The organism is Chitinophaga varians, from assembly GCF_012641275.1.
Classification (GTDB): Bacteria; Bacteroidota; Bacteroidia; order Chitinophagales; family Chitinophagaceae; genus Chitinophaga; species Chitinophaga varians_A.
In genome coordinates this window covers 3,189,841-3,215,645 of record NZ_JABAIA010000001.1, presented here as the reverse complement: position 1 = coordinate 3,215,645, position 25,805 = coordinate 3,189,841, and the positions used below count along the sequence as shown (strand labels likewise).

The 25,805-nt window shown below is 49.0% G+C and carries 21 protein-coding genes; 4 read left to right on the top strand and 17 right to left on the bottom strand.

Going from position 1 to position 25,805, the window contains the following annotated elements; translation table 11 throughout:
* Positions 1–77: 77 nt before the first annotated feature.
* The 4 genes from HGH92_RS13205 to HGH92_RS13190 form a co-directional block, all read right to left on the bottom strand.
* Positions 78–1,508 (bottom strand): glycoside hydrolase family 125 protein, encoded by a 1,431-nt coding sequence (locus HGH92_RS13205; protein WP_168871171.1) that lies wholly within the window; start codon positions 1,506–1,508, stop codon positions 78–80.
* A gap of 64 nt (positions 1,509–1,572) precedes the next feature.
* Positions 1,573–4,002: a bifunctional YncE family protein/alkaline phosphatase family protein gene (locus HGH92_RS13200; protein ID WP_168871170.1), complete on the bottom strand. Its 2,430-nt coding sequence runs from the start codon at positions 4,000–4,002 to the stop codon at positions 1,573–1,575.
* A 279-nt stretch (positions 4,003–4,281) separates the two neighbouring features.
* The gene (locus HGH92_RS13195) at positions 4,282–7,680 is read right to left on the bottom strand and encodes a methylmalonyl-CoA mutase family protein (protein ID WP_168871169.1); all 3,399 of its coding nucleotides are present in this window, start codon (positions 7,678–7,680) and stop codon (positions 4,282–4,284) included.
* 678 nt (positions 7,681–8,358) lie between these two features.
* The gene (locus HGH92_RS13190) at positions 8,359–9,078 is read right to left on the bottom strand and encodes an NUDIX hydrolase (protein ID WP_168871168.1); all 720 of its coding nucleotides are present in this window, start codon (positions 9,076–9,078) and stop codon (positions 8,359–8,361) included.
* 165 nt (positions 9,079–9,243) lie between these two features.
* Between HGH92_RS13190 and ligA the strand changes: the two genes are divergently transcribed.
* From ligA to HGH92_RS13175, 3 genes are read left to right on the top strand one after another with little or no spacing between them, the layout of a single operon-like run.
* Complete coding sequence (gene ligA / locus HGH92_RS13185; RefSeq protein WP_168871167.1) at positions 9,244–11,349, top strand: NAD-dependent DNA ligase LigA; 2,106 nt, start codon at positions 9,244–9,246, stop codon at positions 11,347–11,349.
* Positions 11,350–11,353: 4 nt separating this feature from the next.
* Positions 11,354–11,794, top strand: a complete 441-nt coding sequence (locus HGH92_RS13180; RefSeq protein ID WP_168871166.1) for a nucleoside deaminase — start codon at positions 11,354–11,356, stop codon at positions 11,792–11,794.
* A 41-nt stretch (positions 11,795–11,835) separates the two neighbouring features.
* The gene (locus HGH92_RS13175; protein WP_168871165.1) at positions 11,836–12,507 is read left to right on the top strand and encodes an acetyltransferase; all 672 of its coding nucleotides are present in this window, start codon (positions 11,836–11,838) and stop codon (positions 12,505–12,507) included.
* Between the two features lie 114 nt (positions 12,508–12,621).
* On the opposite strand, the gene HGH92_RS13170 is transcribed toward HGH92_RS13175, so the two are convergent.
* The 3 genes from HGH92_RS13170 to HGH92_RS13160 form a co-directional block, all read right to left on the bottom strand.
* A complete protein-coding gene (locus HGH92_RS13170; protein WP_168871164.1) occupies positions 12,622–13,554 on the bottom strand; it encodes an SPFH domain-containing protein in 933 nt (310 codons plus the stop codon).
* A 195-nt stretch (positions 13,555–13,749) separates the two neighbouring features.
* Positions 13,750–13,959 (bottom strand): hypothetical protein, encoded by a 210-nt coding sequence (locus tag HGH92_RS13165; protein ID WP_168871163.1) that lies wholly within the window; start codon positions 13,957–13,959, stop codon positions 13,750–13,752.
* Positions 13,960–14,257: 298 nt separating this feature from the next.
* Complete coding sequence (locus HGH92_RS13160) at positions 14,258–14,962, bottom strand: LuxR C-terminal-related transcriptional regulator (RefSeq protein WP_168871162.1); 705 nt, start codon at positions 14,960–14,962, stop codon at positions 14,258–14,260.
* A gap of 238 nt (positions 14,963–15,200) precedes the next feature.
* Here HGH92_RS13160 and HGH92_RS13155 point away from each other — a divergent pair, with 238 nt between their 5' ends.
* Positions 15,201–15,806, top strand: coding sequence for a superoxide dismutase (locus tag HGH92_RS13155; RefSeq protein WP_168871161.1), 606 nt, complete (start codon positions 15,201–15,203; stop codon positions 15,804–15,806).
* 76 nt (positions 15,807–15,882) lie between these two features.
* Here HGH92_RS13155 and HGH92_RS13150 read toward each other — a convergent pair whose 3' ends face one another.
* From HGH92_RS13150 to HGH92_RS13105, 10 genes are all read right to left on the bottom strand, one after another.
* Entirely contained in the window at positions 15,883–16,677 is a 795-nt protein-coding gene (locus HGH92_RS13150; protein ID WP_168871160.1) for a DUF1080 domain-containing protein, read from the bottom strand.
* A gap of 19 nt (positions 16,678–16,696) precedes the next feature.
* The gene (locus HGH92_RS13145) at positions 16,697–18,079 is read right to left on the bottom strand and encodes a Gfo/Idh/MocA family protein (protein WP_168871159.1); all 1,383 of its coding nucleotides are present in this window, start codon (positions 18,077–18,079) and stop codon (positions 16,697–16,699) included.
* 147 nt (positions 18,080–18,226) lie between these two features.
* Entirely contained in the window at positions 18,227–19,903 is a 1,677-nt protein-coding gene (locus HGH92_RS13140; protein WP_168871158.1) for a S41 family peptidase, read from the bottom strand.
* 57 nt (positions 19,904–19,960) lie between these two features.
* A complete protein-coding gene (gene yidD, locus HGH92_RS13135) occupies positions 19,961–20,182 on the bottom strand; it encodes a membrane protein insertion efficiency factor YidD (protein WP_078669980.1) in 222 nt (73 codons plus the stop codon).
* A 91-nt stretch (positions 20,183–20,273) separates the two neighbouring features.
* On the bottom strand, positions 20,274–20,660 hold the full coding sequence (locus HGH92_RS13130) for a ribonuclease P protein component (protein WP_168871540.1): 387 nt from the start codon (positions 20,658–20,660) through the stop codon (positions 20,274–20,276).
* 24 nt (positions 20,661–20,684) lie between these two features.
* Positions 20,685–20,840, bottom strand: a complete 156-nt coding sequence (gene rpmH, locus HGH92_RS13125) for a 50S ribosomal protein L34 (RefSeq protein WP_012788729.1) — start codon at positions 20,838–20,840, stop codon at positions 20,685–20,687.
* Positions 20,841–21,027: 187 nt separating this feature from the next.
* A complete protein-coding gene (locus HGH92_RS13120; protein WP_168871157.1) occupies positions 21,028–21,537 on the bottom strand; it encodes an OmpH family outer membrane protein in 510 nt (169 codons plus the stop codon).
* 61 nt (positions 21,538–21,598) lie between these two features.
* A complete protein-coding gene (locus tag HGH92_RS13115; RefSeq protein ID WP_168871156.1) occupies positions 21,599–22,114 on the bottom strand; it encodes an OmpH family outer membrane protein in 516 nt (171 codons plus the stop codon).
* Positions 22,115–22,182: 68 nt separating this feature from the next.
* A complete protein-coding gene (locus HGH92_RS13110) occupies positions 22,183–24,939 on the bottom strand; it encodes an outer membrane protein assembly factor (protein WP_168871155.1) in 2,757 nt (918 codons plus the stop codon).
* Positions 24,920–25,681: an isoprenyl transferase gene (locus HGH92_RS13105; RefSeq protein WP_168871154.1), complete on the bottom strand. Its 762-nt coding sequence runs from the start codon at positions 25,679–25,681 to the stop codon at positions 24,920–24,922. Before HGH92_RS13105 ends, HGH92_RS13110 begins: the two co-directional genes overlap by 20 nt.
* Positions 25,682–25,805 lie beyond the last annotated feature (124 nt).

Sequence of the window (25,805 nt, the reverse complement as noted above, 5' to 3'; positions counted from 1 at the left end):
GTGAAATGCAGCTGAAGACAACCGTCTCCGCTGCATTCCAAATATCAACATAAAAAAATAATAAAATAAAAAAATGATCAGGCGTACTGTCTTTTCAGCAGGTCCGGATACTCCTGGCTCACCTTCAGGATAAGTTCACCAAACAGGGTACAGGCCCAGGCAAACCACTTACGGGTAAATTTCGTAGGGTCGTCCTTGTGATAAGACTCATGTATGAAACCGGTGTTACCGTCGGTATTGCGCAGTGTTTTGATACACTCGGCAATTTCCTCCTTGCTCTGGCTGGTCAGAGCTCTCATGATGATACTCATAGGCCAGATATAGTTTTCGCCGGTGTGCGGACTACCTACGCCATCACCATATTTGCCCTTATAGAACCACGGATGGAAACCGCTCCATACAAAATGGCGGGAAGCCTGGTACAGCGGATCATCGGCAGTGGTATAACCGAGGTATGGTATAGACAACAGGCTGGGAACGTTGGTATCGTCAATGAATAAACGATTACCGAAGCCGTCTACCTCAAATCCGTACATATTGCCCAGTTTCGGATGCTCTACGATCGCATAGGCTTTGATGGCGCGGTCCACTTCATCGGCCAGGTCAGCGCACTCTTTTGCGAAAGCAGCGTCTTTATAGATCTCCGTACTGATTTCCGACAGCTGCCGCAGGGATACCACCGCAAACATGTTGGACGGGATCAGGAAAGGGAATACGGTAGCATCGTCCGAAGGACGGAAAATAGAAACAATCAGGCCTACCGGCAACATCGGCGAACCGTAACCGGAATTGGGAACGGTGTCCGACTGCCAGGCAGTCACACGCTGAAACTTATAAGGCCCTTTACCTTCCTTACGCTGCTGCTCCTTGAAGGTTTTCACGATCAGCTGCGCAGACTGCTTGTATCTGGCATCAAACACACTGGTATCACCACCATGCTTCCAGTAGTGGTAAGCCAGCCGCACCGGGTAACAGAGCGAATCGATCTCCCATTTGCGTTCATGCAGTTCCGGCTTCATGTCTGTCAGGTCTTTTTCCCATTCGCTGCCGGTAGGACCGTCATTGAAAGCGTTGGCGTACGGGTCTATCAGGATACATTTTGCCTGACGGTTAATGACACCAGCCACCATCTGCTCCAGCTTCTTGTCTTCCTTAATGAGCGGAATATAAGGCCATACCTGTGCGGAAGAGTCGCGCAGCCACATGGCGTTGATATCACCGGTGATCACGAACGTATCGGGGCGGCCTTCCAGCGTTTTGAAATTAACAGTCGTATCAAGGGTATTTGGGAAACAGTTCTCAAACATCCAGGCCAGTTTGTTGTCGGCTATCTGTTTTTTAACGTTGATGATTGTTTTTTCCACCGCGTCGCTGGTGAACTTACGTTTCGCCAGTGGCGGACGTTGGGACGAATAACCATCCCAGCCCAAAACGGTTTTGGGCATTCCCAGTCCAACAGCACCTGCCAGCAGCGCGCTGTTCCTGATAAAATCTCTCCTTGCTACCATACTGTTTATTACGTTTAAGTAGGGCTAAAATAGAAAAGTTTCCCGGATTTGCTTAAACGATTTATCAATCGTCATCATCTTCCTTTTCCTGCAGCTTCACAAAGGCGCTCCGACGGGGGGCCGGCATCACCGCATTCTCGCCACGGACGGCCTTCCACACCACTTCGTTCAGTTCCAGGTCAGGCACCCTGTCTTCATGCGCCAGGTCAAAAGCTGCGGAGCGGCGGGCGCTCTCGTTCCAGGCGGTATTCCGTTCACGGATGTCCACATTGGCTTCCAGTGCCACATAAGGCGTCAGGTCAGGTGTAGCAGTAAACAGTTCCCACATGGGCGTAGCGGCGGCGTCATACTGGCTCATCGGCGGCAGGCCGAGAATCAGCTCCATGGTACGCAGCATGCCGGAAGTAGAATACATATTATGGTTCACCGTATTCCGTTTTACATAGGGACTGATAACATACGCGGTGGAACGGTGCGCATCGATATGGTCAGGACCATTCTGGGCGTCGTCTTCCAGGATAAAAATGGCGCTCTCTTTCCAGATACGGCTATGGGAAATATATTCGATCAGCTTGCCAACCGCCAGATCGTTGTCTGCCACGGAAGCATAGGGAGAATAAGCGCCTTTACGCATACCGCTGGTATGGTCGTTGCCCAGGCGGACAGTATTAAAGCGAGGCACCGCATCGGCAGCAAGCAAAGAATCAAAATCATGCTGCCAGATCTGTTGACGGTCCACGTCCAGGATGCTCAGGTCAAACGATGGATAATCCCTGCAATAGTGGCCATCCAGCGTTTTCAGGGTAGCGGAGCCTTTACCCGCAAATTCCCCGTAGCTGCGGAAGCTCACGCCCGCACGGGCACAGTAATCCCAAATGAACCCTTTTTTCGGATAGGCTATTTTACGGCTGCCTTCATAATCATACGTGCCGCCTCTGCCACCATAACTGGTGGGCCAAGTCTTTTCCGTATAGTCGGTAGCGTAAGCAGCGGTGCTCCAGTTGTGGCCATCGGCGCTTACTTCTGCATCCACATAAAAATTGTCCAGCAGCACATAGTCCTTTACCAGCTTATGCTGATTGGGCGTGATACGCTCGGGGAAAATGCAAAGGCTGCTGTCACCATTCCCACCTTTGATATCGCCCAGCACCTGGTCGTAGGTACGGTTTTCCTTGATGACATAAAACACGTATTTGATCGGAGACGTTTGTCCGGCTTCCTGTGGAATGGGGTTCCCTTTTTCACCGGGAGCATGCAGCTCTTTGTTTTTCGTATAGGGAGTGTTGTCATACACCAGCTTCGACCACTGGCCCAGCACTTTCTCTTCCGGTTCGCGGAAAATAGACAGCGTGCCTTTGAACAGGCCTGCGATATATTGTACCGGCCGGTCTTTGCGGGTATTGGCCTGGTGCGATCCGCTGGCATCCTTGCGGCTGATAGGATTAGGGCCCTCCGGGTTGGCCATGGAAGTGAAACCTTTACCGTTTGCCACCAGTACCTTCTTGCCGGTAACACGCACACAGGTGGGATACCAGCCTACAGGGATAAACCCTTCCGCATGGCTTTTGCCCGGTGTGGCCACATCAAATACCGCCAGGCAGTTATTGTCTGCGTTGGCGATGTACAGGGTTTTATTGTCTTCAGACAGCGCCAACCCATTGGTAGTAGAACCTGCCGGCGCATCGGGATACAGCGCGGCGTGCAGGCTCTCGATCACCTTACCATCTGCAGTGGTAACAACAGATACCGAGTTATCATTGGCATTGGCCACATACAGGTATTTACCGTTCTTCGATAAAATAATTTCATTAGGATGACTACCTGTTTTAATCTCGTTTACTATTTTATCGGACGCAACATCATACACTGCGATAGCATCGCCTCCCCACAGCGAGATATACAACGTTTTATTGTCTTTAGACAACAGGCAGGTAAAAGCCTCTGCTGACAATGGAATGCGCTTAATCACTTTTTTCGTTGCAAGGTCCAGCAGGTAAAGACTGTTGTCCTCTTTGGTCACTACGTATAACCTGTTACGTGAGTTATCCATTGCCATGCCGGTAGGACAGATTTTCTCCTTGGGCCAGGACAGGCCAAGGCGGATGCTGTCGGTAGCGACCAGCTTGTTCTCCCGCAGCTGGTATTCCCTGATCACGTTATCATTGGCGCCGGAAGCGTAAAGCGTTTTCTCATCCCTGCTGAAGGCCAGCCCATACCATGATTTGGGGATGACCACCTCGTCCAGCAGTGTTTCCTGCCGGGCGTCTATCAGTTGCAAGGTGTGTTTGCTCTGGCCATTGTTGTTTACGGCGAGGTATTTTCCGGAAGCGGAGAGCACCATATTCAGGGGCAGGTCTCCCAGTGGCAGGGAGTGTCCTACCGGCGTCAGGGACCATCCGTTTGGCAATAGTACCCGTTTGGCCACGGTGTCAGGCGTTTGTGCTGTGGCCTGTAATGAGGCCAGTAACAGCACACTGAAAAGCATCTTTTTCATATGCATGTCGATAATCGCAGATAATAAATCAATAAGACTGATAAAAATAGAACAGGCGTCCAGAGCGACACAATAGCCACACGATTGATAATACTAATATAACATTTCCCGGGGCTAAAGCCCAGGGCAGATATATTGTTCCCGACCCGTAAAATGAAAGTTTTTTAGCGCCGGGGGATTGTCCTTAACACGTCCCAAAAACAATGGGCCGGCCCAAAAGGCCAGCCCATATAATAAATCAATGATTATCTTCTTTTTATCTCATCATGTCCATCGCAGTTACATGTTGCGGCGGTACTGCCCCCCTACTTCATACAGCGCATGGGTAATTTGTCCGAGGGAACAGTGTTTTACTGTTTCCATCAGTTCCGCAAAGAGGTTTCCGTTATTGATGGCCACCTGCTGCAGCTGTTTGAGCGCAGCGGCGTTTTTATGTTGGTGGCGGTGCTGGAAGGCTTCCAGCGTTTTAATCTGGAAATCTTTTTCCTCTGTGGTGGAGCGGATCACCTCTGCCGGAATAATGGTAGGGGAACCGTTTTTATTCAGGAACGTATTTACGCCTACGATAGGATATTCACCGGTATGTTTCAGTGATTCATAGTAGAGGCTTTCTTCCTGGATTTTATTACGCTGGTACATCCTTTCCATTGCGCCGAGAACGCCCCCGCGTTCGGTGATGCGTTCAAATTCCGCCAGCACGGCCTCTTCCACAAGGTCGGTCAGTTCTTCGATAAAGAAAGAGCCCTGTACCGGGTTTTCGTTTTTAGCAGTGCCCAGTTCGCGGTTGATGATCAGCTGGATGGCCATGGCCCTTCTCACGCTTTCTTCCGTAGGCGTGGTGATAGCTTCGTCATAGGCGTTGGTATGGAGGGAGTTGCAGTTATCGTATATGGCGTACAGTGCCTGCAGCGTGGTGCGGATATCGTTGAAGTCGATCTCCTGTGCGTGGAGGCTTCTGCCGGAAGTCTGAATATGGTATTTCAGCTTCTGGGAACGATCGTTGCCCTTGTATTTGTATTTGATGGCTTTAGCCCAGATACGGCGCGCCACGCGGCCTATGACGGCATATTCAGGGTCCATGCCGTTGCTGAAAAAGAACGACAGGTTAGGCGCAAAATCGTCGATATGCATGCCGCGGCTCAGGTAGTATTCCACATAGGTAAAACCGTTGGCCAGCGTGAAGGCCAGCTGCGTGATCGGATTAGCGCCGGCTTCAGCGATGTGATACCCTGAAATGCTGACAGAGTAGAAGTTGCGGACTTTCTGTGTGATAAAATATTCCTGTACGTCGCCCATGAGTTTGAGGGCAAACTCGGTGGAGAAGATACAGGTGTTTTGGGCCTGGTCTTCTTTCAGGATATCTGCCTGTACGGTACCACGGACAGTGCTGAGGGCATGTGCCCGGATTTTCTGATATACCTCGGCCGGCAGCACCTCTTCGCCGGAGATGCCGAGCAGAGACAGGCCCAGACCGTCGTTTCCGGCAGGCAGGTCGCCGTTATAATGCGGCAGCGGATGGTCTTTGAATTTCTCCCGGATAGTGGCCTGTACCTGTTCGGTCAGTCCATTTTCCCGGATATATTTTTCACACTGCTGATCGATGGCAGCATTCATGAAGAAGGCCAGCAGGATGGGCGCCGGACCATTGATGGTCATAGACACCGATGTTTTCGGATCGCAGAGATCGAAGCCACTGTACAGCTTTTTAGCATCATCTACTGTAGCGATGCTTACGCCGGAGTTTCCGATTTTTCCGTAGATGTCCGGACGCACGGCAGGGTCCTCCCCATAGAGCGTTACGCTGTCGAATGCGGTGGACAGGCGTTTGGCCGGCTGATCGAGTGATACATAGTGGAAGCGTTTGTTTGTCCTTTCCGGACCGCCTTCACCAGCAAACATACGGGTAGGGTCTTCGCCTTCGCGTTTGAGCGGGAATACGCCGGCAGCATACGGGAATTCTCCCGGCAGGTTTTCAGTGAGCTGCCAACGCAGGATATCTCCCCAGTCGTTGTACTTAGGCAGACTTACCTTCGGAATGCGGCTATGGCTGAGGCTTTCGGTGAACAGTGGTAGTTTGATCACCTTGTCCCTTACCTGGAATTCGTAGTTGTCTGCCGCATATTTTTTCAGCAGCGCCGGCCATTCGTCCACCAGTTTTTTGCATTCCGGATGGAGCGCTTCGGACAGCTTCGTCTGGATATCGGCCAGCAACGGGGCTTTGGCAGCATCGATGGCGATTACGCCGGCAATCTGGTAGAGCTGTGTGGCGATTTTACATTGTTCATCCACCCATTTGCTGTAGTCGGCGATAGCTTCGCCGATTTCCGCCAGGTAACGTACCCTGGCAGGCGGAATGATCTGTGATTTGGTAGTGGTGGATTTCAGGCTTTCATGCGCCATCGGGCCGAAGGGGGCGCCGGTTTTCTCCACTACCTTTTCCATCACCCTTTCAAAAAGCAGGTTAATGCCTGCATCGTTGAACTGGGAGGCGATAGAGCCTACCACCGGCAGCTCTTCATCTTTGGCCGTCCACAGGGTGTGGTTGCGTTTATATTGTTTGCGCACATCGTGCAGGGCATCGAGGGCGCCAGCTTTGTCGAACTTGTTGATGGCGATCACATCTGCATAATCCAGCATGTTGATTTTTTCCAGCTGTGAAGCCGCACCATATTCCGGTGTCATCACATAGAGGGACACGTCGCAGTAGTCGGTGATAGCAGTATCGCTTTGACCGATACCGGATGTTTCGAGGATGATAAAATCGAAGCCTGCCAGTTTGCAGATATCGATGGCTTCCTGGATATGTTCGCTGATGGCTTTGTCGCTCTCGCGGGTGGCGAGGGAACGCATATAGGCCCGCGGGTGGTGGATGGCGTTCATCCTGATACGGTCGCCCAACAGGGCGCCGCCGGTCTTTTTCTTGGATGGGTCTACCGAGATAACGGCCACCGTCTTATCTGAAAAATGGGTCAGGTAGCGGCGTACCAGTTCGTCTGTCACGCTGCTTTTACCCGCACCACCGGTGCCGGTGATGCCCAGTACCGGAGAGGTTTTGTCTGCCGGCGTGCTGGTGATATGTGTCCCTTCTTCGGCATCTACGGTCACGGCTCTCCGGGCTTTGGCGCCGCTCAGCAGTGCCACCGGCATGTCGTTTTCCGCAAGGCTGATAGCGCGGGCAATGATTTTCGGGTTTTTACTTTTTTTCAGCTGGGGGATGTCTTCCACGTTGCCGCCGCTGGTCAGTGGGGTAACAGCAATATCGCATTGGCTGATGAGATCTTCAATCATGCCTTCGAGGCCCATCTGGCGGCCATCATCAGGGGAATACAGGCGGGCTATGCCATAGGCGTGCAGTTCCTCTATTTCAGCAGGCAGGATGGTGCCGCCACCGCCACCGAAGATTTTAATGTGTCCGCAGCCTTTCTCCTGCAGCAGGTCATACATGTATTTAAAAAATTCCACGTGCCCACCCTGGTAGGAGGTTACGGCTATTCCCTGTGCGTCTTCCTGTACCGCACAGTCTACTATTTCCGCAGCGGAGCGGTTATGTCCCAGATGGATCACTTCGGCGCCCTTGGCCTGCATGATACGCCGCATGATGTTGATAGCGGCGTCATGCCCGTCGAACAGTGCTGCTGCGGTTACAATGCGGACCTTATGTTGTGGTGTATATGACATATGAGATTCTTTTTCACACAAAGGAGCTGTCCTTTGCCGGATTACCAATCTTTGCGAGCTATGCAAGTTACGGAAAAACTGCCTGAAATACAGGAGTAACAGGGGTTTAGAAGAGATCAAACGGAAAAAGATTCCTGTTGCAAATTATTTAAGCATATCCGGAATGGGTTAGTTTTTCCCTAAAACAACTTTCCCCTGTACAAACCACTGTACAAGGGAAAGCGTAGAAAATAAGACACTTACAAAAGTGCTCAGCGGCCTTCTTGTTTCATAACGTGGAACTATAAAATCAAACTATTGATAAAATACTTTATTGATTTCTTTCTGGCATACTTGATAAATGGAAAATATCTAACTCCGACTTAATGGCAAAAACGTACAAATACGATTTAAATTCTGGTTTTCATCCCACCCTTATTTTCAAGGTGTGTATATTTTACACAATCTTACTTAAATTTTTGTTAAAAACAAACTTTTTTTCTCTTTTTATGGAGAAATAAGTTCAAACCTCCGCGCCACGGGGCATAACGCGCTTAATCCTTCATGGCAAAGGATTTCATCGACATATATATTAACAGGAATCTGGGTGGATATCCACCGGAGGGCTAAAAAAATATCATGTCAAAATAATGACCGGTATCATGTGTTCACTGACTGTCTGCTGGCTACACCGGGAGCTCAAAAACCAATACCCAGGTAGCGTTTTTTACGCTGGTCATATTTATCAAAGTTGAACTTGTATAGTTTGGCAGGACGGTGCGGCACATCCTCTTCTTCCTCATTGAGGTCCATCAGCAGGTCCATAGACAGGAACTTCTTCCGGAAATTACGACGGTCCAGCTCTACGTCCAGGATAGCTTCATAGAGGTTCTGCAGCTCACGCAGCGAGAACTTTTTGGGCAGCAGGTTAAAACCGACAGGCTGCACCATCACCTGCTGTTTCAGGCGCTCATGGCACGTGTCCAGTATCTGCTTATGGTCAAACGCCATGTTTTGCAGGTCTTTTACCGAATGCCAGTGCAGGTCGTTATTATGTTTTTTCAATTCCACATGTTCGATGTTCACCAGCGAATAATACGCTACTGTGATTACGCGGCCTGCAGGGTGACGATTGATCGCGCCAAATGTCTGCACCTGCTCCATATACAAATCATCCAGCCCCGTACGTGCTTTCAGTACCCGGTAGGCAGCTTCGTCCAGCTCTTCGTCCGGCCGCACCACATCTCCCAGCAATGACCATTTCCCTTTATATTCCTTCAGGTCAGACTCTATCAGCAGCACTTTCAGCTCATTTCCGTTAAACCCGAAAATGACACAATCTACCGATATGGCAACCTTGAAATAACTCTTAATCTCAACAAGGTGAGTATTGATGTTTTTGGTGTACATAGACATCATAAAAATGCGTGGAATTACTGTTATCGTCTTAAACCTTGTGATAAGGCAATCATAATTCAAATGAAAGAAAAAAACGGGACATTAAAAGCAAAAAGACCGAATTTTTTGCTTTGTTTTAGCGAAGCGGAAAGATAAGTTTATTTTTACAGCTCAGTATCAAGCATTATGTACACAAAGGAAATAGAAATAACCCTGGCACAGCTGGCCAAAGACCTGCTGAAGCACCAACAGCAACAAACATTGCTCCATTCCATTGACGAAACCCTGGAGGCATTACGCCGGGTCATTACCTACAATGACTGGCGTTATTATGTACAGAGTGATCCCATACTCAGCGACTATGAGTACGACCAGCTCTTTGCCTGGCTGAAAAAACTGGAAACAGCACATCCTGATCTGATCAGTCCCGACTCTCCCACCCAGCGTGTGGCCAAAGGCCTTACCAAAGAATTTGTGACCGTACAGCACCTCGTGCCCATGCTTAGCCTGGAGAACTCCTACAATGCGGACGACCTCATTGACTGGGACCGCAAAGCCAGGGAGGCCGCAGGATTACAGGAAATAGAATACTGTATAGAACCTAAGTTCGACGGTGCCAGCATCTCCCTTATTTACGAGAACGACCGGCTGTCCAGAGGCGCCACCCGCGGTGATGGCATCGCCGGTGAAGACATTACCACCAACATCCGCCAGATCCGCTCTATCCCGCTGTCCGCCAGCTTTTCCAAATATGGTATCCATCAGATAGAAATACGCGGGGAAGTGCTGATCAATAAAAACACCTTCAAAGCGTTCAACGATAAACGTATCGCTGAAAACCTGCCCCCGCTGGCCAATCCACGCAACGCCGCCTCGGGCTCACTGCGCATGGTAGACCCTAACGAAGTGGCCAAACGTGGCCTGGAAGCGTTTCTCTATCACATGAGCTATCATACCATGGAAACAGGTCAACAGGAACCGGATGCCATCAAAACACATAGCGGTACCCTGGACCTCCTGTCCACTCTCGGTTTCCGCAGCCCTGCCAAAGAGAAAAAAGTAGTGAAAGGCGTTCAGGCTGTCATCGATTACTGTCTTCAGTTTGAAGCAGAACGCGACAACCTGCCCTACGAAATCGACGGTATGGTGATCAAGGTAAATGACTATGCCCTGCAGGACAAACTGGGAATGACCACCCACCACCCCCGCTGGGCCATCGCCTATAAATTCAAAGCCCGTCAGGCTACCAGCCGCCTCCGCGCAGTGGAATTCCAGGTGGGCCGTACCGGCTCCATCACACCGGTGGCCAAGATAGACCCTGTTCATATCGGCGGTGTCACGGTGTCTTCCATCTCTCTTTTTAATGAAGACGTTATCCGGGAGAAAGACCTGAAACTGGGCGATATGGTGCTGGTAGAAAGAGCCGGCGACGTAATCCCCTATATCGTTAAGTCTGTGGCCGACCTCCGTACCGGAGAAGAAAAGGATATCGTGTTCCCCACGCAATGCCCCGTTTGTAACGATCAACTCGTAAAACCGGAAGGGGAAAGCGTTTTGCGCTGCACTAATATCAACTGTGAAGCACAGGTAGTGGAACGGATGATCCACTTCGTGAGCAAAGATGCCATGGACATCAAAAGTTTCGGGGAAAGCAACGTCCGTAAGTTCTATGCCCAGGGCCTCATGAAAGATATTCCCGGCATCTATGAACTGGACTTCGAAAAGATTGGCGCCATGGAAGGCTTTGGCAAAAAATCGCTCAGCAACCTGCAAACAGCGATCGAACAATCCAAGTCGCAGCCTCTGCACCGCCTCATTTTCGGCCTCGGTATCCGCTACGTGGGCGAAACAACCGCCAAAACACTGGCCAACGCTGTCACCAACATCATGGACCTGCGCCACTGGACAGAAGAACAAATCCTGGCGCTGGAAGATATCGGCCCTAAAGTTGCGGGCTCCATCCGCGCGTTCTTCACCAATGATGACAACATTCATATGCTGGAGAAACTGGCATCGCTGGGCATCAACATGACCAATACCAAGAGTGAACGCCATACCGGCGGTAATCTCGCTGATCAAACCTTCCTCTTCACCGGTACGCTGCATAAGCTGAAACGCAGCGAGGCAGAAGAAATGGTAGAACAACAGGGCGGCAAAATCATGAGCGGCGTCAGCAGTAAGCTCAACTACCTGGTGGTAGGCGACGACGCCGGCAGCAAACTGGAGAAAGCAAAGAAAATCAACACCATCAGGATTATCACGGAAGATGAGTTCCTCGAGATGATTAAATAGGATTATGATTGACGATACTTACTATATGAAGCAGGCGCTGAAAGAAGCGCACAAGGCTTTTGAAGACGGAGAAGTGCCCATCGGCGCCGTAGTGGTGCTCAATAACCAGGTGATTGGCCGCGGGCATAACCAGGTAGAGCGGTTAAATGACTGTACCGCTCATGCGGAAATGATCGCACTGACCGCCGCCTTTAACACGCTGGGCAGCAAGTACCTGATGGAAGCCACGCTCTATGTCACCGTAGAGCCGTGCCTGATGTGTGCCGGCGCCCTGTACTGGAGCAAGATAGGCCGCATCGTTTATGCAGCCGCGGACGACAAAAACAGCTACCGGCGCGCCACCGGCGAACGGTCGCCCTTCCATCCCAAAACAAAACTGGAAGCAGGCCCCTGCAAAGAAGAAAGCCTGCAACTGATGAAAACCTTTTTTGAACAAAAACGCTAACCATATTTCTGAACCAAACGTTTATTGAGAGACCGGAATTTATGCAAAGAAAAAACATCGTTGTCATCGGCTCATCCGGCCATGGCAGGGTCGTAGCAGATATCCTTTCATTGATGCCCGGTTACCGGGTAACAGGGTTTATTGATGCCTTCAGGGAAAAAGGGACCGTATGCTTTGGTGACCTCACCGTTTTGGGAGGGGAACAAGACCTGCCCGAACTGATGGCCGCACATCAGATAACAGGCGGCATTGTCGGCATCGGGGACAACTGGGTGCGCAGCCAGGTGGTGGCCAAAATACAGGCCATCATGCCTTCTTTCGAATTCATCAATGCCATTCATCCTTCCGCTGTAATATCCAATACAGCCAACATCGGCCATGGTAATATAATTGCCGCCAATGCTGTGATCAATACCAACACCGTTATCGGTAATCATTGTATTGTCAACACCGCTGCCTCCATAGACCACGATAGCCATATGGACAATTATGCCAGCGTAGCCCCACGGGTAGTGACCGGCGGCAATGTGACCATCGGCGCGTATACAGCTGTCAGCATTGGCGCGGTGGTAAAACATGGTATCAGCATTGGTGAACAGAGCATCGTTGGCGCCGGCGCCGTAGTGCTCAAACCGGTACCGCCTTTCAGTATCTGGTATGGAGTGCCTGCCCGTAACATGGGAGAACGCAAGGCGGGAGACAAATATCTCTGATTCAATTACAAATTACGAATTACGAATTACGAATTGAGGGCTGTTTATTGGAAAAGTTACTAGTAACCTACGCCAATAGACAGCCCTCAATTCGTAATTCGTAATTCGTAATTATTATTTCTGGTTCTGGTTCTGCATCAGTTTATTCATCGCCATCATCTGTTTCATGGTTTGGTCCATGCCTTCAGACGAACCATCGAGGAAGATTACGTTGCCTTTGGAATTTTCCGCAAAGTTTTTGATGGCTTCTGTCCACATAGAGAAGAGGATCACAGAGGTATCGAGGTTGGCCTGCTGCATCTCTTTGGCAGCGGTAGTCATACCTTTGGCCACTTCCTCCCGGAACAGCGCCACGCCCATACCGCGCAGCTGTGCGGCCTGACGTTCTGCTTCCGCGGCAATTTTGATAGCGTTACCATCTGCCTCGGCAGCTTTGGTTTTAGTGATCAACAGTGCCTGGCCTTCGTTTTCGGCGGCAGCTTTCAGGTTGTTGGACGCCACCACCTGTGCCATGGACTTCATGATCACTTCATCAAATGTAATATCGTTCATCTGGAGGTCCAGCAGGTGGAAGCCCCATTCCTCCAAGGTTTTGTCTATCTGTTCCTTTACGTGTTCTGTAATGTCTTTACGCAGGCCCAGTACTTCCGCCTGCCTTTTGGTAGCCACAAATCCACGGATAGAGCCTTCGATGGTGCGTACCAGCGCCTGCATGAAGCTTCTCTCGTCCATGAATTTAAAGGCTACGTTTTTCAGGGTTTCTTCTTCCTGGTTCCAAACGGAATACAACAGCATCGCTTTAAAATAAACGTTGGCCTGGTCTATCGTGATGGCCTGAAACTCCAGTTCCACTGATCTGTTCTGGATGGAAATTTTCTTAAAAACTTTTTCAATCAGGGGGATTTTCCAGTTCAGGCCAGGGAACAAAATCCGGTTATACTTACCGAAAATGGTGGTGATAGCCACATTGCCCTGCTGTACGGTCACAAAAGAAGATAAGATTACTATCAGTGCCAGAAATCCCAGGATCATCAGAAATACATTCATAATGCGTGTTTTTGGTTAGGGTAGGGTTTGATGGCCTAAATATAATCAATTAAAACACAATGTTCGGGAAGGGCAAGGGAATACCGGCAAGCTGAAAGCAGGTTAAATTTTGAGGGTGTTTGTTTGAAGACAAACAATGGATGAAAAACTGAGCTTAAAAAGACAATGAATGAAAATTATAAAAAGCTGCGTTAATCAGATCCGTTGTTTTCTTCTGAAGTATATGAACACATCATCCAGTTCAATTTGTTTCAGCTGGTAGGCCAGCCGTGTCCTCAGATCTTCCGTCTCGTCCTTGATCTTTCTGTACTGGTCCTTCAGATTTTCATAACGCTCCACGATCTCTTCTGCGGTGGCAGTTTGGTCCAGTTGTAAGATATAAAATGCTCTTTCCTCGGTTATCATAGTGATAGGGGGTATTTCAGCCAATAATCATGTCCGGATGTTTAAAAAACATACTTCTTTTTGATTCACTAAATTAGTGGAGATACAAAAGCAAGCAAATACCCAAGCTTGGGTATTTTTATGAAAATTTAGCAAAGTTTAGCAATAAAAAATTTGCACTTTTTGCACCGATAATGGTTGACAATCAATAATATACAATTTAATAATATATTTTTCATCCTTAATGGTAAATGCTGAGGGCCATGAAAAATCAATGCTAAAACAGAAAAAACTGATATTATTTTAACATCTGAGAATATTATTGAAAACCTATCTTCCGGGCAATGGCCACCAGTTCTGTGGTATTACGCACCTTCAGTTTCAGGCGGATATTTTTGCGATGGGTCTCTACGGTATAGCGGCTTAAATTCAGAGAGTTGGCGATCTCTTTGTTATTAAGGCCCTGCACGGCCAGTCCCAGCACGTCTTTTTCGCGCGGGGTGAGCTTGTTCAGCAGGTTTTCATTCTGCCGGCGCAGTATCTCATTGAGCGCCACTGTCAGTTGGGCATTGGTATCAATGGCATTGGTAAGGTCCAGGAAAGCGCAGATGATTTCTTTCACCTTCCCGTGGTTGTCCCACGTAAAAGGCACTTCCATCCCGAGAAGCCAGCGGTAGTCGGTGTCCCCCTTCTTACGGATACGGGCCACGCCGCCGAAATGGCTTTTGTTGTCAATAAATGACTGCTGAGCTACGCTCGCCATCTTAAAGTCGTCCGGATGCATGATATGCCGGAAAAAATCCATCCCCAAACCGGTCATCTCCGGAGGAGTATAGCCAAATGCTGCTGCCAGGTAATGGTTGCACCACGTAATGGTTTTGTTATTGTTATCATAACAATAAAGCATGGCAGGGACACTGTTTACAATGTTCTCCAACCATTGATGACGATCTTTTAGCTGCTCATTTTCCTTTTGCAAGGCGGTGAGGGAAAGGTTTTGCCCTAAGTCCGAGCCTGTATGCATACTATACGTTTTAAACAAACAATAGGTAAACAACTGTCAGGCACATACGAAAAAACATGTCTGATGTTACGTCCTGTTAAACCGAGTCTATGTAAATATAAAATAATTTTCCATATGACACAGCATCAGACAGGGCCTAATTTAGTAATTGAAAATTGAAATTGATTTTTAACGGATTGGCAGTAAATTTGGCGACTATCTGTAAATAATATTTTCAAACCCAATAAAAACAAGAGTTATGGCATTTACACTCCCGAGCTTACCCTACGCTACCGACGCGTTAGAGCCGCATATTGATAAATTGACGATGGAAATTCACCACGGTAAGCACCATCAGGCATATGTTGACAATCTGAACAAAGCGATTGCCGGCACTGAGAATGAGAACAAATCCCTGGAAGAACTGGTGGCAAATGCTGGGAAAATCAGCCCTGCTGTAAGAAACAACGGCGGTGGCCACTGGAACCACAGCTTTTTCTGGACCAGCCTCGCTCCTAATGCAGGTGGCCAGCCTACTGGTAAACTGGCTGAAGCCATCAACAGCACTTTCGGCTCTTTTGATGCCTTCAAGGAGAAGTTCAACACCGCCGGCGCTACCCGCTTCGGTTCCGGCTGGGCATGGCTGCTGGTGAAAGACGGTAAACTGGAAGTTTCTTCCACACCTAACCAGGACAACCCGCTGATGGACGTTGCTGAAGTTAAAGGCATTCCTATCCTGGGTGTTGACGTATGGGAACACGCTTACTACCTGAAATATCAAAACCGCCGTCCGGAATACCTGAATGCTTTCTGGAACGTGGTTGACTGGAACGCTATCAACAAAAGATACGAAGCTGCTATCTAATAAACGTTTTAGCGCTATAAACAACAAACCCCGCCATCATGTGGCGGGGTTTGTTGTTTATAGCAGGTACAACCTGTTACAGTTCTTTGATTTTAATGTTCTTGAACCAGATCTCGCTGCCATGGTCCTGTAACGCAATGTGGCCTTTTTTGGACATTCCGTAGCCCTTGGCATCTTTCCATTTGCCTTCTGCTTTGTGTTTCTTCCACTCGTCTGTCCAGAGGTCATATTCAGCTGTTTTCTGACCATTCAGCCAGTGTTCCACATGTCCTTTGTTCACGATGATTTTAGTGGTATTCCATTGTCCGATAGGATTGGAAGCAGCCACCAACGGAGGGTTCATGGCATAGTTGGCGCCGGTTTTCTGCCAGTCTTCCAGCTTCTCCGGGAAGTTGTTATCATCAATGATCTGATACTCCGGACCGCTCAGGTAAGGCGCATCAAACTCTTCTGTCACCATGTACAGGATACCGCTGTTGCCTTTAGGCGCCAGCTTCCAGTCGGCTGTCAGTTCAAAGTTTTCGTATTCTTTATTGGTGATCAGGTCGCCACGTTTATCACTTTTATCGGTGGTGCTGCCCAGGCAGTGCAACACGCCGTTTTCCACTATCCATGGTTCTGTGGGTTTGTTTTTGAAACCACGCCAGCCATCTTTGCTGGTGCCATTGAACAACAGTTGCCAGCCGGCAGCCTTGTCAGCATCGCTGAGAGCAGTAATGGCGGTAGTGTCCACCGCTGTTGAAGAGGGAGCGGCAGTTATCACCGAGTCCTTTACGACTGTTGAATCTTTTGCTTCTTTGGTAGCGCCGCCGCCGCATGACATCACAGTCACGGCCATTACGGACAGGGCAGGTACTAAAAACTTCTTCATATGGTTCACTTTTTATGGATTATACAACTTTCAGGTTCTGTGGGTCCCACTGAATGATCTTATTGTTGAAATAACTTTCGTTACACAGTAACGCCGGAGCGGCCGCACGGAAACCGAACAACGGATCTTCCGCTACTTTACCGCCGGTGCGCATGGCATTGAACAGATTGTAGAAGTGATCAAAATGCGCGCCTTTATAGCCTTTGTCCGCCTCATATACCATTTTATCGGGAGGCAACATCTCCGCACGGTGATAGGTATACGATTTGGCCGCATCAGCAGCAGCGTTGGCAGCGGCCAGCGGATCATTCTCGTCTACAGCTATCCTGTTGCGGTACAACGTTACACGGTCCCACTCTACTGTCATGGAGCCTTCGCTGCCTACCATGCGCAGGTAGTTGGTACCGCCGGTACCGTCTACGAAGTTAACGCGGAGTGACAGGTTAAACGCAGGGTGGACCGCTGTTTCAGGATAATCGAACATGCCAAGCATGATATCCGGTACTTCACGGCCGTCTTTCCAGTAACGCAGGCCACCGGTAGCCATTACTTTATTGGGCCCGATGGAGCCGGTCACCAGGTGAAGGCTGGAGAACAGGTGTACGAACAGGTCGCCGGAAACGCCGGTACCATAGTCTTTATAATTACGCCAGCGGAAGAAACGCAGCGGGTCAAAAGCGCGCTTAGGGGCGTTTTTGAGGTAAGCGTCCCAGTCAACTGTTTTAGTGGAAGCATCAGCCGGAATAGGATACTGCCAAGCACCCGTGGGTGACATACGTGCCCAGAAGCCTTCGGCGTAGTTCAGCTTGCCGATAGCGCCGTCTTTCAACAGCTGCCGGGCTTTTTCGTTGCCCAGTGAGCTCATGCCCTGGCTGCCTACCTGGTACACTACCTTGCCGTTTCTTTTCTGTGCCTCTACTACGGCAGGTCCTTCACTGACGTCGTGTACCATCGGCTTTTCACAATAAACGGATTTGCCTTTGTTCATGGCTGCCACGGAAATGTCCTTATGCCAGAAGTCCGGCACTGCAATGATGACCGCGTCTATATCTTTACGGTCAAGGATTTCATTGTAGTTACGGGTCGTGAAAATATCATTGCCCCATTTCTTTTTGGCATCCGCCAGACGGCCGTCATACAGGTCACAGGCTGCCACCAGTTTCACACCGGGTACGGTGATAGCGGTGTTGGCATCTGCTGTGCCCATGCCGCCGGCGCCAATCAATGCCACCTGGATCTGGTCATTGGCACTGTACTTTTCGTTTAGTCGTGAGAGTGATTCAACGTTCCGTTTTCTGTCAGCTGCTGTAATGATGTTAGGCAATAAAGAAGCCCCCACCACACCTTTGGCAAATTTGCTGATAAAATGCCGGCGTGAGCTTTCGTTGGAATTTACTGGCATGTATATCTTTTTACTTTAATGGAAGAAATTGATGAATGCGTTTGTTAAAATATAAACAATAAATGGGAAATCATAATTTTAAACATACGAAAGCCTGCTCCGGACAAGGGAAGCAGGCTTTACGGTAATATTTTTATGCAGGCGGATTTACTTGCGGCTGGTGCTGAGTGCCTGTTTATATGCGGCAGGGTCGCGCAGCAGCGCTGCCGCAGTAGTTACCTCACGGTCCCATGCCAGCGACTTGGCAATGCGGCCATGCTGTGAATAATAACGATTGGTGATTTCTTCTTCCAGCAGGCGTTTGATCTCAGTTTTATTTTTCAGGAGGTCTTGTTTCTTATCATGTTTCATCTTCTGCTCCAGCTGCTCCAGCTCTTTAGCCACCGCATCGTAGTACTTTTCACGCTTTGCGGTGTTCTTGAAATTCTCCAAAGCATCTTCACTGCGGGTTTTATAGCTGTAGTCCTTGTTGTCCAGGTAACGCTCGAAATCAGCGAACTCCTCGTCGGTAAGTGCGAAATCAGCTGCAGGCGCTATTTTGGGATGACTGTAATAGTAGTTGGTAGCATAGTCGAAGATGAACTGTTTGCGCAGCAGGGTGGCAGACACCTGGCTGATATAGGTGGGAGACACCAGGCTGTCCGGTTCAATACCGCCGCCGTCTTTTACCGTACGGCCGTTGGCGGTATGAAATGTTTTCTTCAGGGAATCGGGCACATAGTCCACGCTGCCATCGTCATTGCGGTGGGAATAGTCGATAGCCTGTATACAGCGGCCGCTGGGCGTATAGTATTTGGCGGTAGTGACTTTCAGTTTGGTGTTATAAGGCAGCTGGCGGGTAGTTTGCACTAGGCCCTTGCCGTAGGAGCGCTGCCCTATCACCAGGCCCCTGTCGAGGTCCTGAACGGCCCCTGCCACGATTTCTGCGGCGGAAGCGGAAGAGTGGTTGGTCAGCACAGCCAACGGAATATGTGTGTCCAGTGGTGTTTCAGATGTTTCGTAGTTGCGGTCCCAGTTTTTTACCTTGCCTTTGGTACTTACTATCAGTTTGCTTTTGTCCACAAAAATATTGGATACTACCACCGCTTCATCGAGCAGGCCGCCGGGGTTGCCGCGCAGGTCGAGTATCACGCCTTTCAGCCCTGGGTTGGCCTGTTTCAGTTGTTGGAAAGCGCTGCGTACCATGGCGCCGCTGTTTTCGGTGAACTGGGTCATCCGGATATAGGCGATGTCTTTACCTACCAGGCCGGAGTAGCTGACAGGTTTTACATTGATTTCCTCGCGTATGATTTTTTTGGGTGATTCCTTCCCTGATACCGGGTTCCTGAACAGGATATCGAGAGAGGTGCCGGGAGCGCCTTTCAGCATTTTGCTGATATCATCCTGCGGCGTGTCTTTCACTGATTTACCGTCCATGGTGACGATGATGTCGCCGGGCTTTACGCCGGCCTTGTCCATCGGGCTGCCTTCATACACATCGGTGATGGTGGTCCACTCCCCGTTTTTATTGATGGAAGCGCCTACCCCGCCGTATTTACCGGTGGCCATGAACTTCAGGTCGTCCAGGTTCTCTTCGGTCACGAAATCGGTGAACGGGTCTGTTTCCTCAAGGATGGCTTCAATACCGCGGTGCATTACTTTTTCCGGGGGCAGGTCGTCTACGTAGTAGGTGTTCAGCTCCCGGTAGAAAGCAGCGAAGATGTCCAGGTTTTTGGCGATCTGGAAGTAGCGGTCGCTTTCGTTATAGGCGAAGAGGCCGCCGGCGGTGACCAGCAGCAGCAGGGCCGCCAGTAATTTTTTCCTTTTATTCAAAAATGCACGCATGCAAAGAGGGTATAAGATGAATGATGATGATCGTTGGCGGGTGGATACGGAACAGTGTCAGGGAACCGGATCATAACCGTGCCCTCCCCAGGGATGGCACGACAAAATACGTTTTATCGTGAGATAGCCACCTTTAAAAACGCCGTATTTCCGGAACGCTTCCAGTCCATATTGGGAGCAGGTGGGCGTATAGCGGCATTTGGCGCCCAGCAGCGGAGAAATTAGCCACTGATATACTTTGATCAGGAAAATAAACGGGTAACTTAACCAGCGCTTCATAGTAGCATCGCTTTTAGGCCAATAACCGGCAGGGGCGTCGGCTTTTAGTAAAACAACTTCCCAGCATTCCCTAAAAGCTAACAGCAACAGGCTAATAGCTATTCTTCAATTTCTCTAAAATTACCGAAATTTTGTGGTGCAGGGTAGAAAAATCCGCGATTTTTTTGTCGGTATAGACGAGGAAAACGGCGAGTTGACGGGATTCAGTGCGCAGGTGATCATATAATCCCTGCTTTTGGAGGCGCCAGGCTTCACGGGCGAGGCGTTTAATACGGTTACGGTCCACCGCATGGGGAAAACGCCGGGAGGAGGCGCTAAAGCCCACCTGCACCGGATATTTATTTACCGGCAGCTCCTTGACGGGCAGGTAAATGATACGGAACGGGAAAACAGAAAACGCTTTTCCTTCACGAAAAAGCGTTTCAATAAGTTTTCTGCTCTTTAACCTCTCCTCTTTTGTAAAAGAATAAGTTTTTATGGCAAATAGTATTTAGCTACTGGATTATTTCAGCTTACGCTCGTCAGAAACAGTCAGCTTCTTACGACCTTTTGCTCTACGGGAAGCCAGTACCTTACGGCCGTTGGCAGTTTCCATTCTCTTTCTGAAGCCGTGAACGCTCTTTCTGCGTCTGTTATGCGGTTGAAAAGTACGTTTCATTTCTTTTTTATGTTTTTACCTGTACTATACTAAAAGATTCCCCTTTCGGAGACACTATTTTTAAAACGGAAGGCAAAGGTAGCAGAAATAATTCAAAAAGTAAAATAAATCCCAAAATACCTGTCTCCTGAATAAAAAATGGAATACAGCATCAGCCGTATTCCATCTCTTATATTAATAACGTTAATTATTTGATACCGAGTTTGGTTTTTACTGCAGGCAGCAGGTCGTCAGCAGAAGGAGACACCAGCAGCAGACCAGCAGAGCTGTCGATTACATAACCGTAACCTTTTTCTTTGGCAACATCTTCGATCGCTTTGCGGGCTTTATCGTAGATAGGTTTCAGCAGCTCCTGTTGTTTCTGCTGTACTTGCTGTTCAGCTCTTTCACGGTAGTCCTGGATACGTTTCTGAGCGTCCTGGATTTCACGGCCTTTGATTTCTTTCATATTTTCAGTCATGCTGGCCGCTTTGTCGTCGAATTCTTTTACTTTTTTAGTGTACTCGTCCACCATTGTTTTGCCCTCAGCTTCCAGGCTTTGTGCATAAGTCTGGAGATCAGTCTCTGCTTTTTTGGCTTCCGGCATGCTACCTACGAGCGCTTGCGCATTGATATGTGCTACTTTGGACTGGGCCATTGCATTCACGCTGAACAAACCGGTAACTGCTACGAAAGCAATAATTACGAACTTCTTCATGATGTTGTCTGTGTTTAAAAAAATTTTAATACTTATTAGTTAAAAAATAGGTACAAGATAATTATTTCTTTACGCCCAGCGATTTCAGTATTTCCTCGCTTTTATCCAGTTTAGGATCTGAGAAAATCACGGTAGTGCCGCCTGCCTTGTCCAGCACAAAGTCATACATTCTGCTGGCAGAAAGCTTCTGAACAGCATTGTAAATCTTGTCCTGGATCGGTTTTACCAGCTCTTCCCGCTTTTTAAACAGGTCCCCTTCATATCCGAAACGTTTCTTCTGCAGGTCCTTGGCTTCCTTCTCCTTTGCCACAATCTCGTCTTCCCGCTTGCGTTTCAGCTCTTCTGTGAGCATTACCTGCTCCGCCTGGTAAGACTTGTACATTTTATCCACTTCCTGGAACTTGACATCAATTTCTTTCTGCCATTGTTCCGCCACTGCATCCAGCTTTTTCTGGGAGTCCTTGTATTCAGGAATGCTCTCCAGGATATATTTGGTATCTATCACACAATAGCGCTGTGCACTCGCTGCACCTGCCATGGCCAGTACTAAGGCCGCTGTAATAAATATTTTCTTCATGCTACTATAGATTTTTGGCTTCCGGGGAAAACCGGTTAATCTTTGCAATATATAAATTTATTTCACAATTATTCTGGTTCAAAGCCGAGCATGAAGGTAAACTTGGCTGCATCCTTCAGGCCACCGCCGGGCTGGATACGGTCAAATCCTATACCATAATCAAATCCAAGCAGACCAAACATCGGCAGATAAAAGCGCATACCTATACCAGCAGAGCGACGCAGCCTGAAAGGATTGTAATCCTGCATGTCGCGGTAACCGTTGGCCGCCTCTACGAAAGCCAGGCCAAAAATAGTGGAACTGGGGTTCAGGCTGAACGGATAACGAAGCTCCATCACATATTTGTTGAACACAGTAAACCCGCGGTAATCTGCCGGCTGGCCGGATTCAGGGTTCAGGCTCGGATCGGAGGTATAATACACCGGATAACCCCTCTGGGAGATGATATCACGGTCATAGATCGCAAAGTTGCTCAAACCATCGCCACCCAGCTCAAAGCGACCGAACGGAGACAGTGTTGTGCGGTTATTGTACCGGGAGATATAACCGAATTTGGCAGCCACCTTCAATACGAAAGTTTTGTTGTCGCTACCCATCGGACGGCTCAACGGCACATACCATTCTGCATTGAAGCGGTATTTCTGGTACTCGATAAAATTAAACTGCTTGGAGATAGGATCTTTCGTATAGTCCTTGCCCGGGTCGAACACGGAGTACGGAGGCGTATACTGGGCAGACAGCATGAAGTTGGAACCACTGCGCGGGAAAATCTGCTGGTCAACAGAAGAACGCGCCAGGGTGAACTTCAGGTTAAGGTTATTGGAAGTACCGTTGTCAAAACCCGGGATACCAAAGTAGTTATAGTTCTTCAGCTTGTACTGTTGATAGTTGACAGAATAAATCAGCGTGAAGAAGTCATCCGGCCATTTCAGCTGCTTACCGAGTGATACGGAAGCACCCAGCACTTTAAAGTGACCATCAGTGGTAGTGCTGTTCTGGTTATAAATGTTCGCGTAGTAGTTGCTGTAGGCGTAAGGGTTCTGATAGCTGCTGTAGAAGCTAACGGAGAACTGGTTACGTTTTTTACCGCCCAGCCAGGGCTCTGTGAAGGAGAAGTTGTAAGAGCGGTATGCTTTACCGTTGGAAGACACGCGGACAGAGAGTTTCTGGCCATCGCCGCTTGGCAGCGGGTCCCATGTTTCTTTACGGAAGATGTTACGCAGCGAGAAGTTGTTGAACGTTACGCCCAGGGTACCGGTCAGACCGATATAACCACCCCAGCCGGCAGACAGTTCCAGCTGGTCATTGGCTTTCTCTTCCACGGTATAATCGATGTCCACTGTACCGTCGGCCACGTTAGGCACCGGGTTCATACCGATCTTTTCCGGGTTGAAGAAGCCAAGGTTGGCAATCTCACGGTTGGAACGGATCAGGTCAGCGCGGCTGAATTTTTCACCGGGGATGGTGCGCAACTCTCGGCGGATAACGTGTTCATTGGTTTTTTCGTTACCGGCAATACGTACTTCCTTGATGGTGGCCTGCGGACCTTCACGCAAACGGATCTCATAATCGATGGTATCGCCACGGATGCCGATTTCCACCGGATCGATCTGGAAGAAGAGATAACCATAGTCCATGTAGTAACCGGTGATATCGCCGCCTTCCTGGGACATTTGTTTACCCAGTCTTTTTTCCAGCAGCTCGAGGTTGTACACATCTCCTTTTTTTATGCCGAGGATACGGGTCAGTACGGAGTCGCTGTAACGGGTATTGCCTTTCCAGGTAATATCGCCGAAATAGTATTTTTTACCTTCGGAAACAGCCAGGTCGATATTCAGGTTGCTGGCGCTGGACTTATAGGTGGTGTCCTTGAGAATGAGCGCGTCCCTGTAACCTTTGGAGTTATAGTAGCTTACTACTTTGCCTTTATCTTCGAGGTACTTGGATTCGTTGAATTTGGCAGAGCTGAAGAGTTTAAAGCGGAAGTAAGGGTCCAGCTTGTCCAGTGCGCGGGTCGGCTGCAGGAAACCATAGGTTTTCCAGAAGTCGTCCGGCTGGGCCAGAGAATCCACATACACCTGTTTGGTATCAGGGTACAGAGTGAAACGGGTGCGTTCTTTGGTGCCCTTCATTCTCTTTTTCAGCTTGGAATCGGGGATATTGTAGTTGCCAACGAAGTTAATGTTGTCGATACGTACCTTGTTGCCTTTATTCACGTAGAAAACGAGGCCCATGGAGTTTACCTGGCCGCTGTCCTTTCTTTCTTCTGTTCTTACGGTAGCGTTGCCGAAACCTTTGTCGGCATAAAATTTATGGACCACGCCGATCACGTTCTGTTTCAGGGCGGGAGTTACCACAGTGCCTTTGCGAAGGCCTGCTTTGGTGGCGATATCGTCAGCTTCTGTTTTTTTGATGCCTTTGAACTGAAAGCTGTTCATACGGGGCATTTCCGTCAGGCCGATTTCCAGCCAGATTTTACCATCTTCGATTTTGGTAACGTAGATGGTGACATCAGCGAAGAGGCGCTGGGACCAGAGGCTTTGGATAGCTTTGGTAAACTGGTCTCCCCCGGGGTATACCACCTTATCGCCTACACTGAGGCCGGAGAGTGACAGCAGTAATGCTTTATCCAGGTATTGGGTACCGGCAACGGTGATATCTGCAATTTCGTACTGTTGCGGATTAGCCATGCTCGGGGAAATTGCCGGCGGATTAGCGGGTGGCTGTACAGGGGGTACGGTATCTTTCTGTTGAGCGGATACACGTATGCCTGCACTGCAACATAATGCTATAGCCAGAAGGCCCTTAGGAAATAATTTCTTCATTCTGCTGAATTTGTTCGCTTGTTTTGCCAAAGCGCCGTTCTCTGGTTTGATAATTTAAGATGGCTTGGTAAAGATGTTCATTGCGGAAGTCCGGCCAACGGGTTTCTGTAAAGTACAGTTCCGCGTAAGCCAGTTGATATAGCAGGAAATTGCTGATCCGGCATTCTCCACTGGTACGGATCATTAATTCCGGGTCGGGCAATCCTGCAGTACAGAGATATTTTTCCCATACATCCGGCGTTACGGAAGCCGGGTCGAGGGTTCCTTTCTTCACATCCAGAGCGATTTTCTGGGCAGCATTCACGATTTCCCAACGGGCACTGTAGCTGAGGGCCATGATAAGATTAAGGCCGGTATTGTGGCTCGTAAGGGCAATAGCCTCTTCCATTTCCTGTTGGGCCTGGGGGGGCAGCATGCTCATGTCTCCGATGACATTCAGTCTGATATTATTTTTGGATAAAGTCCCTACCTCCTTCCGGATGGTATTTACGAGCAATTCCATAATACCGTTCACCTCGTAAACGGGGCGGTCCCAGTTTTCAGTAGAGAAAGCATACAGGGTCAGGTAGCCTATTCCAAGTTCTGCACAGGTTTCTACGATATTGCGCACACTTTCCACGCCTTCGTGATGCCCATACAGCCTGTCTTGTCCACGCTCCTTAGCCCAACGGCCATTACCGTCCATGATGATGGCAATGTGACGGGGTAACCGTTGTAAGTCTAATTTATCCTTCAAGCTCATTTTGTGTCAGGCGTATTATATCAGTTTATACAGATTTACTAAAAGTGTGCAAAGATACAAAAATAGAGCAATGACTTTTTTAGCAAAGCTTGCCCCCCTGTTTTAACGTAGTTTTAACAGCGAA